Here is a 15,063-nt window from a genome sequence, read left to right on the forward strand (position 1 = left end):
AAGATACTTACCATCGTGAGAAGAGGCAGGCATGACCCGCCGGACCGATGTCGCGCTCACCGCGATCGCGCCCGTCACCTGGGGCAGCACCTACCTGGTGACCGCCGAACTGCTGCCCGCCGACCGGCCGCTCTGGGCCGGGGCGATCCGTGCCCTCCCGGCCGGCCTGCTGCTGCTCGCCCTGACCCGCCGCCGACCGCACGGCAACTGGTGGGGCCGGGCCGCCCTGCTCGGCACGCTCAACATCGGGGCGTTCTTCCCGCTGCTCTTCGTCGCCGCCTACCGGTTGCCCGGGGGCACCGCGGCCGTGCTCGGCGCGGCCCAGCCCCTGCTGGTCGCGGTGCTCACGGTCGCCCTGCTCCGGGACCGACCCGGCCGCACCGCGCTGCTCGCCGCCGTCGCCGCCCCGGCCGGCGTCGCCCTGGTGGTGCTGCGGCCGGGCGCCGGCCTCGACCCGCTCGGCGTGGCCGCCGGCCTGGCCGGCACCGCCGCGATGGCCGCCGGCCTGGTGCTCACCCGCCGCTGGGGGCGCCCGCCCGGGGTCGGCACGCTCGCGGCCACGAGCTGGCAACTCGTCGCCGGCGGCCTGCTGATCACCCCGGTCGCCGTCGTCGTCGAGGGGGCGCCGCCCGCGCCGGACGGGCCGGCCCTGCTGGGGTACGCGTGGCTCGGGCTGGTCGGCACCGCGCTGGCGTACGCGCTCTGGTTCCGGGGCGCGGCCCGGCTGCCGGTGGCCCGGGTGTCGATGCTCGGCGCGCTCAGCCCGCTGACCGCCGCGGCGCTCGGCTGGCTGGTGCTCGGCCAGGCGCTCGGCCCGATCCAGCTCGCCGGCTTCGCGGTGGCGGTCGCCGCCATGGTGCTCGGGCAGCTTCCGGACCGAAACGCCCGGGGCGCGACCGCCGCTCAGCCGGCACGCAACCGGCGCCAGTCGGCCGGCACCGTGTCGACCGGAACGTCCTCGGGCAGCGCGCCGGACGGCAGCTCCGCCGCGGCGGCGAGCGGCAGGGTGAACCGGTGGCCGGCGGCGGGCCCGGCCTCGTGTGACCGGTCGAGCAGCCAGCGCACCTCGTCGGCGGTCCAGCCGAGGCCGCGCCGGCCGGCGATCTCCTCGACCAGCCGCACGCCGACCCGGGTGTCGTCGTCGTAGAAGCGCATGCACCAGTGGTGCGCCCACATGCCGAGCGCGCGCAGGCCGGCCGCGTCGAGCGAGCCGACCAGCCGGCCGCAGGCGGTCTCGGCGAAGGGCCGCGTCGGGTCGTCGGCGCGGTCCCGCTCGATCGCGCCGTAGGCGGCCGGCGCCACCGCCCGCATCCGGTCGTAGAAGCCCTGCACCACCGCGGTGTCGAGTGGTGCTCGCCCCCGCCCGGCCACGCTCGCCATGCCCCGCACCTTTTCTGGAGTTGGTGGCGGGACGGTACCGACCACTTACGACACTTTCCCCGCCGCACCGGCAAGATCCACGCCACTACGCCGAGGTGGCGGTATCCGAGGGCCGGGGATACCGCCACCTCGCCGAGCTGGTGCGACTGCCGCACGTCAGGTCCGAATCCCGCCAGCCGAGCGGCCGGTCCGGGAGGCAGGATCGGGGCATGGAGCTGGACTTCGAGCGGTGCTACCGGGCCGTCGACAGCCGCGACCCGCGGTTCGACGGCTGGTTCTACACCGGCGTCACGTCGACCGGGATCTACTGCCGGCCGTCCTGCCCGGCGACGACGCCGAAGCGGCAGAATGTCCGGTTCTTCCCGTCCGCCGCCGCCGCGCAGGGCGCCGGGCTGCGGGCCTGCCGCCGGTGCCGGCCCGACGCCGCGCCGGGCTCCCCGCAGTGGGACGTCCGGGCCGATCTGGTCGGCCGCGCGATGCGACTGATCGCCGACGGCGTGGTCGACCGGGACGGCGTCCCCGGGCTGGCCACCCGGCTGGGCTACACCGAGCGACACCTGCACCGCATGCTCCAGGCCGAGCTGGGCGCCGGCCCGCTGGCGCTGGCCCGGGCGCAGCGTGCGCAGACCGCCCGGATCCTGGTCGAGACCACCGGGCTGGGCCTGGCCGAGGTGGCCTTCGCCGCCGGGTTCGGCAGCGTGCGGCAGTTCAACGACACGGTCCGCGAGGTGTTCGGCGTCACCCCGTCCGAGCTGCGGGGCGGCCGGAGCGGCTGGCCGACGGCCGGCGGCGCGGGCACCATCACGCTGCGACTGGCCTACCGGCCACCCCTGCACGCGGGCGCGCTGCTGGACTTCCTCGCCCTGCGCGCGCTGCCCGGCATCGAGGAGGTCCGCGACCGGACGTACCATCGCGGGCTGCGCCTGCCGCACGGCCCCGGCACGGCGGCGTTGACCCCGGCCGGCGGGCACGTGGCCGCCACGCTGCGGCTGGCCGACATGCGCGACGTGGCACCCGCGGTGGCCCGCTGCCGCCGCCTGCTCGACCTGGACGCGGACCCGGTCGCGGTGGACGCCGTCCTGGCCGTCGATCCGGCGCTGGCCCCGGCGGTCGCGGCGGAGCCCGGCGTCCGGCTCCCGCACGCGGTGGACGGCTTCGAGACCGCGGTCCGCGCCGTCACCACCCAGCAGGTCTCGCTCCGCTCGGCCCGGACCACCCTCACCCACCTGATCGCCGCGACCCGGTCCGACGACGACGGGGCCGCCGACGGGGCACCGGGTGGCCTGCGGGCGTTCCCGAGCGCGGCGGAGGTGCTCGCCGCGCCGGACCCGGCGTTCCGCATGCCCGGGGCCCGGCGGGAGACGATCCGGGCGTTGGCCCGCGCCGTCGTCGACGGGGAGTTGGACCTCGACGCGGGCGGCGACCGGGAGGAGGCCGCCCGGCGGCTGGTCGCGCTGCCCGGCGTCGGGCCGTGGACCGCCGGTTACCTGGCCATGCGCGCGCTCGGCGACCCCGACGTCATTCTCGCCACCGACCTGGGCGTCCGCCGCGGCGCAGCCGCGCTCGGCCTGCCCGACACCCCGAAGACCCTGACCGCGTACGCGGACCGCTGGCGCCCCTGGCGGTCGTACGCGACGATCCGACTCTGGAGAGCAGCATGACCACTCTGGACAGCACCGTCATCGACACTCCCGCCGGGCCGCTGAGCGTGCTCGCCGGGCCCGGCGGGGCGGTGCGTGCGGCCGGCTTCACCGCCGACCCGACGGCCCTGGTGCCGTTGACGCACCCGAGCCTCCGCGGTGAGCTGCGGGATCGGGCCGACCTCGGGCCGGTGACCGCGGCGGTCCGGGCCTACCTCGACGGCGACCTGACCGCGATCGACGCGGTCGAGGTGGAGCAGCACACCGACGGCGTCTTCCTGGCGCACGCCTGGCGGGTGCTGCGCGACGTGAAGCCGGGTGATCCGGTGACCTACACCGGGTTCGCCGCGCTGGCCGGCCGGCCGGCCGCGGTCCGCGCCGCGGCGGCGGCCTGTGCCCGCAACGCCGCGGCGCTCTTCGTACCCTGCCACCGGGTGTTGCGTACCGACGGGGCGCTCGGTGGCTACCGCTGGGGGCTGGACGTGAAAAAGTGGCTTCTCGGGCATGAGGGACGGGTGACGGCTAGCTGACCCCGCGCCGACACACCTGGCCGCTACCGTCGGTTGGTGCCCGCGCCCAGCGACGGCAATCCCGCGGCGCATACCGACGCCCGGTCCCAGCCGCTGCACAACCTCTGGCGGCTGCGGCCCTACCTGCGCCCGTACGCGACGGAGTTCGCCTGGCTGCTGGTCGCCGCGCTGGCCGCGACCGCGGCGAGCCTGGCCGTCCCGCTGGTGGTGCAGCGGGTGGTGGACGGGCCGGTGGCCAGGCACGACGGGGCCGGGTTGCTCCGGCTCGGCGCGCTCGCGCTGCTGCTCGGGCTCGCCGAAGCCGTGCTGATCTTCATCCGGCGGTGGACGCAGTCGTCCTCCTCGGTGGGCATGGAGGCGGCCATCCGGGCCGACATCTACGCGCACCTGCAACGGCTCCCGGTCGGCTTCCACGACCGCTGGCAGTCCGGTCAACTGCTCTCCCGGATCACCAGCGACCTCTCGGTGATCCGCCGGTTCCTCTCCTTCGGCCTGCTCTTCCTGGTGCTCAACCTGATCACCTACGCCGCCGTGGTGGTGCTGCTGATCCGGCTGCACCCCTGGCTGGGGCTGCTGGTCGCGGCCAGCGCCGTCCCGCTGTTCCTGATCAGCCGGCGGTTCGCCCGGCACTACCACGCGGCCTCCCGTCGCATGCAGGACCAGCAGGGCGACGTGGCCACGCTGGTCGAGGAGACCGCGCAGGGGCTGCGCACCATGCGGGCGTACGGGCGGGGCCCGGAGCTGGCCGCCCGGTTCGCCGCCGACACCCGCCGGCTGCACGACACCGCAATCGGCAAGGCCCGCCTGCTGGCCCGCACCTCCGCGCTGTTCGACCTGGTGCCCAACCTGACGCTCGGCGCGGTCCTGGTCGCCGGCGCCGCCGCCGTGGCCGGGGGCGCGCTCACCATCGGGCAACTGGTCGCGTTCGTCAGCCTCCAGCTCATGCTGATCTGGCCGGTGCAGTCGCTCGGCTGGATCATCGCGAACGGGCAGGAGGCCGCCACCGCCGCCGACCGGATCCAGGAGGTGCTCGACACCCCGCCCACCATCGCGGACGCCCCGCACGCCCGGTCGCTGGGCCGGGGCGAGGTCCACGGCCGGCTCCGCTTCGAGCGGGTGAGCTTCCGTTACCCGGGCGCGCCCGCCCCGGTGCTGCACGACCTGGACCTGACCGTCGAGCCGGGCGAGACGCTCGCCCTGGTCGGTGCCACCGGGTGCGGCAAGAGCACGTTGCTCTCACTGGTCCCCCGGCTGCACGAAGTCACCGACGGCCGGATCACCCTCGACGGGCACGACGTGCGTGACCTGCGACTCGGCTCGCTGCGCCGGCTGGTCGGGGTGGCCTTCGAGGAGGCCACGCTGTTCTCCATGTCGGTCCGGGAGAACCTCACCCTGGGCCGGCCGGAGGCCGGCGAGGAGGAGGTCCGGGCCGCGCTGGCGCTGGCGCAGGCGGAGTTCGCGTACGAGCTGCCGTGGGGGTTGGCCACCCGGATCGGTGAGCAGGGGCTGTCGCTCTCCGGCGGGCAGCGGCAGCGGCTCGCGCTGGCCCGGGCGGTGCTCGGCCGCCCCGCCCTGCTGGTCCTCGACGATCCGCTCTCCGCGCTGGACGTGCACACCGAGGCGCTTGTCGAGGCCGCGCTGCGCCGGGTGCTGCGAGACACCACGGCGCTGCTGGTGGTGCACCGGCCCTCGACCGTGGCGCTGGCCGACCGGGTGGCGCTGCTGGAGGCCGGTCGGGTGGTGGCCGTCGGCACCCACTCCGAGATGCTGGCCGGGGTGCCGGCGTACCGGGCGGTGCTCTCCGCCGAGCCGGAGGGTCGGCCGGGCGGCGTCGGCCTGGTGCGGTCGTGACCGCGCCAGACGCCGACCTGACCCGGTGGCGGGGCCGGGCCACCGACCCGGACGCCGACCGCAGCCGCGCGGAGGGCTCGTCACCGGCGGCGGTGACCCGGCTCCGCGTCCGCAGCCGGCTCCTGCTGCGGACACTGCTCCACCCGCACCGGGCACCGCTCGGGCTGGCCGTGGCGCTGCTGCTGGCCCAGAACGCGGCGGCGATGACCGGTCCGTACCTCGTCATGCTCGGCATCGACCGCGGTATCGGGCCGCTGCGGGCCGGTGACGCCGGCCCACTGGTCGCGGTCGCCGCCGCGTTCGTCGTGGCGACCGCCGTCGAGTACGCGGCCCGGCGCGCGTTCCTCGCCCTCGCCGCCCGGATCGGCCAGGCCGTCCTGCTCGACCTCCGCCAGCGGGTGTACGCGCACTTTCTCCGCCTCGACGTCGGTTTCCACGAGCGGTACACCTCCGGCCGGATGGTGTCCCGGCTGACCAGCGACCTGGAATCCATCGGTGAGCTGGTCGACGGCGGGATCGACCGGCTGGTCATGGCCGTGCTGTCGGTGCTGTCGGTGGCGGGCATCCTGCTCTGGCTGGACCTGCCGCTGGCCGCGGTCACGCTGTTCGCGTTCCCGTTCCTGTTCGGGCTGTCCCGCTGGTTCGCGCGGGCCTCCGCCGGGGCGTACCGGCGCACCCGGGAAGCGGTGGCGCTGGTCATCGTGCACTTCGTCGAGTCGCTGCGCGGAATCCGGGCCGTGCAGGCGTTCCGCCGCGAGCCCCGCAACCAGCGCATCTTCGCCGCGGTCAACGACGACTACCGGCGGGCCAGCCTGCGCGCGTTCCGGCTGATCGCGATCTACTCGCCGGGCATCCGGCTGATCGGCAACCTGACCGCCGCCACGGTGCTCGCGTACGGCGGCTGGCGGGTGCTCGGCGGCGACACCGAGGTCGGCGTGCTCGCCGCGTTCCTGCTCTACCTGCGGCGGTTCTTCGAGCCGATGGAGGAGCTGAGCCAGTTCTACAACTCGCTCCAGTCGGCGACCGCGGCGTTGGAGAAGCTGGCCGGGGTGCTGGACGAGCGCCCGGCGGTGGCCGAGCCGGCGCGGCCGGTGCCGCTGCCCACCGGGCCGGCGCGCGGCGCCGTGGTCTTCCGCTCGGTCTCCTTCGGCTACCGGCCGGAGACGCCGATCCTGTCCGGGCTGGAGCTGACCGTCCCGGCCGGGCAGACCGTGGCGTTGATCGGGCCGACCGGGGCCGGCAAGTCCACGCTGGCGAAGCTGCTGGCCCGCTTCCACGACCCGGACGCCGGCTCGGTCCACCTGGACGGGGTGGACCTGCGCGACCTGGCCGACGCCGAGCTGCGCCGGGCGGTGGTGCTGGTCACCCAGGAGACCCACCTGTTCAGCGGTTCCGTCGCGGAGAACATCAGGTTCGGCCGCCCGGACGCCGACGACGCCGCCGTGGTGGCCGCCGCCCGGGCCATCGGCGCGCACGAGTTCATCGCCGCGCTGCCCGACGGGTACGCCACCGACGTGCACCGGCGTGGCGGCCGGCTCTCCGCCGGGCAGCGGCAACTTGTCGCGTTCGCCCGGGCGTTCCTGGCCGACCCCCGGGTGCTGATCCTCGACGAGGCCACCTCGTCGCTGGACGTGCCGACCGAGCGGCTGGTGCAGCGCGCGTTGCGCAGCGTGTTGTGCGACCGCACCGCGCTGGTGATCGCCCACCGGCTCTCCACCGTGGAGATCGCCGACCGGGTGCTGGTCCTCGACGCCGGCGGAGTAGCCGAGGACGGCCCGCCGGCCGAGCTGGCCGCGGCCGGCGGCCGCTACGCCGCCCTGCACCGCCAGTGGCGCGACTCGCTGATCTGAAGCGGGTCCAGGTGCGTTGGAGACCCCAAACCGCCGGGCTGTCAGTAGCCGGGTGGCGCGGCGCTGCCGACCTCCGGATGGACGACGTCCACTCGCCTGATCACTCAGCGTGACATCTATTCACGGGTAATGCGCTCATCGGTGGTATGACTGTGGGTCATAATTATGACCCACAGTCATACCGCTCGAAAGTGCTTTCTCCTTCGGTGGCGACACACCAGGCACGAGAGCCACGGGTGCCGCCGTCGCGAGAAAGCCTGGTCGCGAAGCCAGGCAGACGGACGGATCTACACCTCGTCGTCAACCTCACCGAGATGCGGGCGGTGCTCTCGAATCCAAGCCTCAACATCGGCCTTCAGCCAGACAGAGCCCATGCCTAGCCGGTCGTACGGCTTCGGGAAGTCGGGCCGGTCGATGATCTGCCGAGCTCGCTGGCGACTGACGCCCAGCCGGGCCGTGATCTCGCCCGCCCCGTACAGGTGGCGTGGCACGGCCGATGCCGCACAACACTCCGCCTGCACCTAACCGCTCATCCCGTGCAGTCCGCCCACACCACCCGATGCGGCCTACCTGGCTCTGCCGAGTGTGTGCGGCCCCTTGGCCCTGCCAGCCAGCACGGCTGTTACTTGGCATGGAGTATCAGGGCGACCGGGCAGGGCTCGCGGTCTACATGGCGGGCATGCTTTTCGACGCGACCGGGGACCTACTCAGGCTCAGCCCGAATCCCGGTCCGCAGCCTGATGAGATGTTCTGCCGCTTCATCAGGTGGACCGGCCCTGCCGTCCGATGAGCGGCGCTCCTCCGCATGGAGGGACAGACGCTGCCCCCACCCGAAGCATGTCGCGCTGTTCCACGGCCCTACGAAAGCCGTGGAGCGTTCGGGTGCAGGTGCCTACCATCGGCGGATGAGTGACACGACGAGGACGGGGCGCTCCGGGCCTCCTGAGCGTCCGAGCCTGGACGGCCTCGAGGAGACCTGGGCCCACCGCTGGCAGTCCGACGGCACGTACGCGTTCGACCGCACGAAGGAACGCGCGGACGTGTACTCCATCGACACCCCGCCGCCGACCGTGTCTGGCGAGCTGCACATGGGGCACGTCTTCTCGTACACGCACACCGACGTCGTGGCCCGGTTCCAGCGGATGCGCGGGCGGACCGTCTTCTACCCGATGGGCTGGGACGACAACGGACTGCCCACCGAGCGCCGGGTGCAGAACGTCTACGGCGTGCGCCCCGACCCGGCGCTGCCGTACGACCGGGACTGGCGACCGCCGGCCACGCCGGTGAGCGCCGACGCCCGGAAGAACCCGACGGCGATCTCCCGACGCAACTTCATCGAGCTGTGCGAGACGTTGACCGTGACCGACGAGCAGGCGTTCGAGGCGCTGTGGCGGCGGCTCGGCCTCTCCGTGGACTGGTCGTTGACGTACACCACGATCGGGCCGGCGGCCCGCGCGGCCAGCCAGCGCGCGTTCCTGCGCAACCTGGCCCGTGGTGAGGCGTACCAGGCCGAGGCGCCGACGCTCTGGGACGTCGGGTTCGGCACCGCGGTCGCGCAGGCGGAGCTGGAGGACCGGGTCCGGCCCGGCGCGTACCACCGGCTGCGGTTCACCGGGCCGGACGGGCGCGAGGTGCTGATCGACACCACCCGGCCGGAGCTGCTGCCGGCCTGCGTGGCGCTGGTCTGCCACCCCGACGACGAGCGGTACGCCGACCTCGTCGGCACCGCTGTGCGTACCCCCGTCTTCGGGGTGGCGGTGCCGGTGCGCGCGCACGCGCTGGCGGACCCGGCCAAGGGCACGGGCATCGCGATGGTCTGCACGTTCGGTGACCTGACGGACGTGACCTGGTGGCGCGACCTGCGGCTGGACACCCGGGTGGTGATCGGCCGGGACGGGCGGCTGCTGCCGGAGCCGCCGGCGGACGTGCCGGCGGGGCCCTACGCGGCGCTGGCCGGGCAGAGCGTCAACGGCGCCCGGCGCGCGGTGGTGGAGCTGCTGGGCGAGGCCGGCGACCTGGTCGGCGAGCCGCGCCCGATCACCCACCCGGTGAAGTTCTACGAGCGCGGCGACCGGCCGTTGGAGATCGTCTCGACCCGGCAGTGGTACCTGCGCAACGGCGGCCGGGACGCCGACCTGCGCGACGAGCTGCTGGCCCGCGGGCGCGAGCTGCGCTGGGTGCCGGAGCACATGCGGCACCGCTACGAGCACTGGGTGGGCGGTCTCACCGGTGACTGGCTGGTCAGCCGGCAGCGGTTCTTCGGCGTGCCGGTGCCGGTGTGGTACCGGCTCGACGACACTGGCGAGCCGGACTGGACCCACCCTCTCACACCGGACGAGGCGACGTTGCCGATCGATCCGACAAGCGAGCCGCCGCCCGGTTTCGACGAGTCGCAGCGCGGTCGGCCCGGTGGCTTCACCGGCGATCCGGACGTGCTGGACACCTGGGCCACCTCGTCGCTGACCCCGCAGCTCGTCGGCGGGTGGGAGACCGATCCGGACCTGTTCGCCCGGGTCTTCCCGATGGACCTGCGCCCGCAGGGACACGACATCATCCGCACCTGGCTGTTCGCCACCGTGGCCCGCTCGCACCTGGAACACGGTGTGCTGCCCTGGCGCACGACGGTGCTCTCCGGCTGGATCCTCGACCCGGACCGGAAGAAGATGTCCAAGTCCAAGGGGAACGTGGTCACCCCGATGGGGTTGCTGGCCGAGCACGGCTCCGACGCGGTCCGCTACTGGGCCGCCAACGGCAAGCCGGGCATGGACCTCGCCTTCGACCCGGCCCAGGTCAAGGTGGGCCGCCGGCTGGCCACCAAGCTGCTCAACGCGTCCCGCTTCGCGCTGGGACTGGGCGCCGCCGACGCGCTGCGGGCCCCGGTGAGCGAGCCGTTGGACACCGCCATGCTCGCCGAACTGTCCGGCCTGGTCGGGGCCGCGACGTCGGCCCTCGACGGGTACGACCACACCGCCGCCCTGATGGCCACCGAGGCGTTCTTCTGGCGGTTCTGCGACGACTACATCGAGTTGGTGAAGGAACGCGCCTACGGTGCGGGGCCGGCGGCCGACTCGGCGCGGGCGGCGCTCGCCACCGCGCTGTCGGTGCAGCTGCGGCTCTTCGCGCCGGTGCTGCCGTTCGTCACCGAGGAGGTCTGGTCCTGGTGGCGGTACGGCTCGGTGCACCGCGCGACGTGGCCGACCACGTACGAGGTGGACCGCGCGCTGGCCGCGCCCGGCGACCCGGAGCTGCTGCGGCTGGCCGCCGACGCGCTGGGGCAGGTGCGCCGCGCCAAGTCGGAGCGGAAGCTGTCGATGAAGGCGGACGTGCCGCTGGCCGAGGCGCTCGGGCCGGCGGCCCTGCTCGACCAGCTCACCACCGTGGCCGACGACGTGCGCGCGGCGGGGCGGATCGCCAAGCTCGACCTGCTTCCCGACCGCACCCCCGAGCTGGTCATCGCCTGCGCGTTCTAACCCCGCCCTCGGGTAAGGAAGGGCCCCTTCTTAACGCCTCCGGTAGAGAAGGGGCCCCTTCTCACCCAAGGGTGTTAAGAAGGGGCCCTTCCTTCTAGCTCGTCTCGCCGGCGACGCTGAACGAGCGGAGGCGGTCGACGGCCAGCGCGGTGAAGCCGACCGTCACCAGGGCGGTCAGCACGGCCGCCACCGGCACCGAGACGGTGGTGCCGAGCAGCGCGGTCGGCGCGATGCGGTCGGCCAGCGCGATCACCCACTGCTGGACCGAGAGCACCTTGGTGCCGTCGACGAACCGGCCGAGCAGCCCCTCCCAGATCAGCACGTAGACCAGGCCGAGCAGCACCGGCCGCCGGCTCACCAGGCTGAGCGCCAGGAACAGCGCCGAGTAGGCCAACGCGCCGGCCACCGACGCGGCGACCAGGGCCAGGCCGAGGCGTACCGAGTCGGCCAGCACGCCGGCCACGTAGAGCGGGACGGCGACCGTGACCGCGCTGACGCCGGCCGCCACCGCGAGCTTCGGCAGCACGATCTGCCAGCGGGGCAGCGGCTTGGTGAGGATGTGCACCACGGTGCCGTCGTCGATCTCGGCGCCGAGCACGCCGGTGCCGACGATCAACGCGACCACCGGCAGCACCACGGCCAGGCCGAGGCCGACCAGCACCGGCGGCCCCCACTGGCCCGGGTCCACCCCGAGCGACCGGCAGAGCACCGCCAGGCCGATCAGGACCAGCGGCAACGGCAACAGCATGAGGAACCGGCTCCGGCCGAACAGGCCGCGGGCGGTGATCCAGGTAACGGTCGACATCAGGCCTCCACCAGATACGAGAAGACGCTCTCCAGCGACTCGTCCTCCGGCAGGAGCTGCCGGACCCGGATGCCGTGGCGGAGGGCGATCCGGGGCAGGGCCCGGGTGAACGCGCCGTAGTCGCCGGCCTTGACGGTCAGGCCGGTGCGGCCCAGCTCGACACCGGAGACCGAGGACTCGGCCATCAGCGCCACCGCCAGCGCCCGGTCGTCGGTGGAGCGCACCGCGAAGACGTGCGGCCGGTTGGTCATCAGGCGGCGGATGGTGCGGTAGTCGCCGGAGGCGGCCAGCCGACCGGCCACCATCACCTGGACCGTGCCGGAGACCTGCTCGACCTCCTCCAGGATGTGCGAGCTGAACAGGATGGTCCGGCCGGCGTCGCCGAGCCGGTGCAGCAGCGCCATCATGTGCAGCCGCTGTCGCGGGTCCATCCCGTTGAACGGCTCGTCGAGCAGCAGCACCTGCGGGTCGTGCACCAGCGCGGCGGCCACCCGGGTGCGCTGCCGCATGCCCTTGGAGTAGGTGCCGATCCGGCGGCCCTGCGCGCCCTCCAGCTCGACCAGCTCGATCGCCCGCCGGGCCGCCGCCTCCGGGTCCGGCAGCCGGTGCAGCTTCGCGCTGGCCAGCACGAACTCGTACGCGCTGAGGAACGTGTGCACCGCCTCCCGCTCGCTGACCAGGCCGAGTCGCCGGTAGACGCCCGGGTTACGCCAGGTCGGCTCCCCGTCCAGCGTCACCGCGCCCCGGGACGGGGCGAGGAACCCGGCCATCATGTGCAGCAGCGTGGTCTTCCCGGCGCCGTTCGGGCCGAGCAGGCCGGTCACCCCGGGGCCGAGCCGCATGGTGACGTCGTTGACCGCCACCACGTTGCCGTACCAGCGGGAGACGCCGGCCAGGTCGAGGGTGCTGGTCGTGGCGGCGGGCACGTCGGCCGCCGGTTGCGTGTGCAGCGCCGTCATCGGGCGGCCACCTTCCGGTATCGCAGGAGCAGCAGGCTGACGCAGGCGGCGACCAGCAGGACGGCGACCACCGCGTAGACCGGCCCGAAGCCGCCGATCGGGATGCCCCCCTCCTGTCCCTGGGTCAGCAGGTCGCCCAGCGCCCAGGTGCCCACGCCACTGACGAGCGACGACGGGGAGGCGAGGAACGCCAGCTCGTTGACCGTCCGGGAGGGCATGATGGACAGCACGCCGACCACCGGCGTGGTCATCAGGAACACCGCGACGATGCCGCCGGCGGCGAAGGCGCGCTTGCCGGTCAGCGACGCGACCAGCAGGCCGATCGAGGCGAAGACCACCGCCCACAGCCCGGCGTAGAGCAGGCCGGGCAGCAGGTCGAGCAGCTCGTCCCACACCCCGCGCATGCCACGTGAGGTGGTGAACGCGGCGCCGAGGAACATCACCAGCTGCGGACCGCCGAGCAGCAGCCAGAGCGCGGTCATCAGGGCCGCCAGTTTGGCCAGCGCGTAGTCGCCGCGGGGCAGCGGACGGGAGAAGTAGAGCGGGAGCACGCCGCTGCGCAGGTCGCGGGAGACCAGCTCGGGCGCGGCCACCGCGACGAAGAAGATGACCAGCCAGCTCATCGCGTCGGCGAACTGGGCGTACGTCAGCACCACCTGGCCGAGCTGGCTGCGGACCGCGGTCAGCCCGGCGGCCACCACGGTGACCACGGCCACCACCAGCCAGGGGAAGATCTTCGCCTTGGCGCTACGCCCCAACCCGAAGACGGTACGCACGCCGTGCCCGTAGAGCGCGCCGAAGACCTGCCGCCGGCCCAGCCGAGGGCCGGTGTAGCGCTGGTATCCGATGTCGTGGATGACGCCTGTCGCGTCAGACATGGCTGGGCTCCCTCGGGGCGAAGAGCTCGGCCACCCGGTGCCGTCGCTGGTCCAGCCGGTGCAGCGGCAGGTCCAGCTCGGCGACCGCGCCGAGGATCAGGTCGTAGGTGTGGTCGTCGGCGAGCGGGACGAGCAGCAGCCGCCCGTCCCGGGTCACCGGCAGGTCGAGCGCGGCGAGCCGGGCGGCCAGTTCCTCCGTGCCCTCGCTCACCTCGACGGCGAGCACGTCGGTGGCGGTGGTCATGGCGGCGACCCGGTCGGCGCGCAGCAGCCGGCCGCCGTCGATGGCGACGAGCGTGTCGCAGATCCGCTCCACCTCGCCGAGCAGGTGGGAGCAGACCACCACCGAGATGCCGAACTCGGTGCCGATCCGGTGGATGAGCGCCAGCATGGCGTCCCGGCCGGCCGGGTCGAGGCCGTTGGTGGGCTCGTCGAGCAGCAGCAGGTCGGGGTCGTGCACCAGGGCCTGGGCGAGCTTGACCCGCTGCTTCATGCCGGTGGAGTAGCCACCGACCGCCCGGTGCCGCTCCTCGTGCAGGCCGACGTGGCGCAGCGCCTCGGAGGCGCGTTCCCGGGCCACCGTGCGCGGCAGCCCGCTCATCCGGCCCAGGTGGGTGACCAGCTCGGCGGCGGAGAGGTCCGGCGGGAGGGCGTCGTGCTCGGGCATGTAGCCGACCCGGGCGCGGACCTGCGCCGGATCGGTGGTGGGGTCGAGGCCGAGCACCTGCACCCGGCCGCTGGTCGGCGGGAGCAGACCCAGCAGGATCTTGATCAGGGTGGACTTGCCGGCGCCGTTGGCGCCGACCAGCCCGATGATCCCCGGCTCGACCGACACGGTGAGGTCGGCCAACGCGGTGACCCGGCCTCCGTACGTCTTGGTCAGCGACTCGGTCGCGAGCAGTGTCACGCTGCCAGCCTAGGAAGCGCGGGCCCGCCTTTGCACCGGGAAACGCTCGGGGTTGTCCCTGATTCGGCCCGGACACCGCCGGTAAGGCTTCCGTAAGCGGCCGGACCGGTGCCCGCCGCGCCCGGCACCGGGACACTCGACGCATGCCGATGCGTCTGCTGCGTGCGCCGCTGACCTGGATCGCCGTCGCCGTCCTCGTGGTCGGGGCGGCGACCGCGCTGTACTGGTTCCAGCCCTGGAAGCTGGTCACCGACACGGAGGTGCACGAGGAACTGGTGGCGGTGCCGTCCGCGGTGCCGTCCACGGGGTCGGCCGTGCCGTCGCGTCCGGCCACGCCGTCGCCGACGCCCGCCGGCCCGGTGCTGCTCGGCGGCGGCGAGTTCGTCAGCCACGAGCACGACACCCGGGGCGCCGCCCGGATCGTCCGCACCGCCGACGGGCGGTACCGGCTGGAACTGGTCGGGCTGGACACCTCGAACGGTCCGGATCTTCAGGTCTGGCTGACCGACCAGCCGGTTCGGACCGGGCCGTCCGGGTGGCGTGTCTTCGACGACGGGCGGCACGTGGCGCTCGGTCCGCTCAAGGGAAACCGGGGCGACCAGGCGTACGAGATCCCCGCCGGAACCGATCTCACCGGGCTGACCAGCGTCTCCATCTGGTGCGAGCGGTTCGCCGTCTCGTTCGGCGCGGCGGCGCTGACGACCGCCGGCTGAACCCGCCCGGCGACACCCGGTCGACCTCCGGGTGGCCGGGAGGTGGAGTGGCGCTCTCGACCGATCGCCGGTGGGCTGCG

Annotated in this window: 11 protein-coding genes and 1 pseudogene; 7 read left to right on the top strand and 5 right to left on the bottom strand. The window is 74.0% G+C overall.

Annotated features, from left to right (window positions below):
- Positions 1 to 31: 31 nt before the first annotated feature.
- Positions 32 to 802 (top strand): annotated as a pseudogene (locus TPA0908_RS13565) (EamA family transporter); the annotation flags it as partial.
- Between the two features lie 101 nt (positions 803 to 903).
- Here the strand turns inward: TPA0908_RS13565 and TPA0908_RS13570 are convergent.
- Positions 904 to 1,380 carry a hypothetical protein gene (locus TPA0908_RS13570; protein WP_281937924.1) on the bottom strand — a complete coding sequence of 159 codons (477 nt, stop codon included), beginning with the start codon at positions 1,378 to 1,380 and terminating at the stop codon, positions 904 to 906.
- 209 nt (positions 1,381 to 1,589) lie between these two features.
- On the opposite strand from TPA0908_RS13570, the gene TPA0908_RS13575 reads away from it, so the two are divergent.
- From TPA0908_RS13575 to valS, 5 genes are all read left to right on the top strand, one after another.
- A complete protein-coding gene (locus tag TPA0908_RS13575) occupies positions 1,590 to 3,041 on the top strand; it encodes an AlkA N-terminal domain-containing protein (RefSeq protein ID WP_281937925.1) in 1,452 nt (483 codons plus the stop codon).
- Complete coding sequence (locus TPA0908_RS13580) at positions 3,038 to 3,550, top strand: methylated-DNA--[protein]-cysteine S-methyltransferase (RefSeq protein WP_281937927.1); 513 nt, start codon at positions 3,038 to 3,040, stop codon at positions 3,548 to 3,550. Before TPA0908_RS13575 ends, TPA0908_RS13580 begins: the two co-directional genes overlap by 4 nt.
- A 36-nt stretch (positions 3,551 to 3,586) precedes the next feature.
- Positions 3,587 to 5,401: an ABC transporter ATP-binding protein gene (locus tag TPA0908_RS13585; protein ID WP_281937928.1), complete on the top strand. Its 1,815-nt coding sequence runs from the start codon at positions 3,587 to 3,589 to the stop codon at positions 5,399 to 5,401.
- Positions 5,398 to 7,251 carry an ABC transporter ATP-binding protein gene (locus TPA0908_RS13590; RefSeq protein WP_281937930.1) on the top strand — a complete coding sequence of 618 codons (1,854 nt, stop codon included), beginning with the start codon at positions 5,398 to 5,400 and terminating at the stop codon, positions 7,249 to 7,251. The genes TPA0908_RS13585 and TPA0908_RS13590 overlap by 4 nt, the downstream gene beginning before the upstream one ends.
- A gap of 905 nt (positions 7,252 to 8,156) precedes the next feature.
- Positions 8,157 to 10,721: a valine--tRNA ligase gene (gene valS, locus TPA0908_RS13600; protein WP_281937933.1), complete on the top strand. Its 2,565-nt coding sequence runs from the start codon at positions 8,157 to 8,159 to the stop codon at positions 10,719 to 10,721.
- Positions 10,722 to 10,815: 94 nt separating this feature from the next.
- Here valS and TPA0908_RS13605 read toward each other — a convergent pair whose 3' ends face one another.
- The 4 genes from TPA0908_RS13605 to TPA0908_RS13620 are packed head-to-tail and all read right to left on the bottom strand — an operon-like array spanning position 10,816 to position 14,270.
- Positions 10,816 to 11,526 (bottom strand): ABC transporter permease, encoded by a 711-nt coding sequence (locus TPA0908_RS13605; RefSeq protein WP_107158993.1) that lies wholly within the window; start codon positions 11,524 to 11,526, stop codon positions 10,816 to 10,818.
- The gene (locus TPA0908_RS13610; RefSeq protein WP_281937935.1) at positions 11,526 to 12,485 is read right to left on the bottom strand and encodes an ABC transporter ATP-binding protein; all 960 of its coding nucleotides are present in this window, start codon (positions 12,483 to 12,485) and stop codon (positions 11,526 to 11,528) included. The genes TPA0908_RS13605 and TPA0908_RS13610 overlap by 1 nt, the downstream gene beginning before the upstream one ends.
- Positions 12,482 to 13,363, bottom strand: coding sequence for an ABC transporter permease (locus TPA0908_RS13615; RefSeq protein ID WP_281937936.1), 882 nt, complete (start codon positions 13,361 to 13,363; stop codon positions 12,482 to 12,484). The genes TPA0908_RS13610 and TPA0908_RS13615 overlap by 4 nt, the downstream gene beginning before the upstream one ends.
- Positions 13,356 to 14,270, bottom strand: coding sequence for an ABC transporter ATP-binding protein (locus TPA0908_RS13620; protein ID WP_281937937.1), 915 nt, complete (start codon positions 14,268 to 14,270; stop codon positions 13,356 to 13,358). The genes TPA0908_RS13615 and TPA0908_RS13620 overlap by 8 nt, the downstream gene beginning before the upstream one ends.
- Before the next feature lie 143 nt (positions 14,271 to 14,413).
- Here TPA0908_RS13620 and TPA0908_RS13625 point away from each other — a divergent pair, with 143 nt between their 5' ends.
- Positions 14,414 to 14,983, top strand: coding sequence for a DM13 domain-containing protein (locus TPA0908_RS13625; protein WP_281937938.1), 570 nt, complete (start codon positions 14,414 to 14,416; stop codon positions 14,981 to 14,983).
- Positions 14,984 to 15,063 lie beyond the last annotated feature (80 nt).

The sequence above is a fragment of the Micromonospora sp. AKA38 genome (genome assembly GCF_027925725.1).
In the GTDB taxonomy this organism is placed as follows: domain Bacteria; phylum Actinomycetota; class Actinomycetes; order Mycobacteriales; family Micromonosporaceae; genus Micromonospora.

Excerpts from the sequence above, each read along its gene's own strand:
- TPA0908_RS13570 (WP_281937924.1), bottom strand. The coding sequence starts at position 1,380 with ATGGCGAGCGTGGCCGGGCGGGGGCGAGCACCACTCGACACCGCGGTG.
- TPA0908_RS13575 (WP_281937925.1), top strand. The coding sequence starts at position 1,590 with ATGGAGCTGGACTTCGAGCGGTGCTACCGGGCCGTCGACAGCCGCGAC.
- TPA0908_RS13580 (WP_281937927.1), top strand. The coding sequence starts at position 3,038 with ATGACCACTCTGGACAGCACCGTCATCGACACTCCCGCCGGGCCGCTG.
- valS (WP_281937933.1), top strand. The coding sequence starts at position 8,157 with ATGAGTGACACGACGAGGACGGGGCGCTCCGGGCCTCCTGAGCGTCCG.
- TPA0908_RS13605 (WP_107158993.1), bottom strand. The coding sequence starts at position 11,526 with ATGTCGACCGTTACCTGGATCACCGCCCGCGGCCTGTTCGGCCGGAGC.
- TPA0908_RS13610 (WP_281937935.1), bottom strand. The coding sequence starts at position 12,485 with ATGACGGCGCTGCACACGCAACCGGCGGCCGACGTGCCCGCCGCCACG.
- TPA0908_RS13615 (WP_281937936.1), bottom strand. The coding sequence starts at position 13,363 with ATGTCTGACGCGACAGGCGTCATCCACGACATCGGATACCAGCGCTAC.
- TPA0908_RS13625 (WP_281937938.1), top strand. The coding sequence starts at position 14,414 with ATGCCGATGCGTCTGCTGCGTGCGCCGCTGACCTGGATCGCCGTCGCC.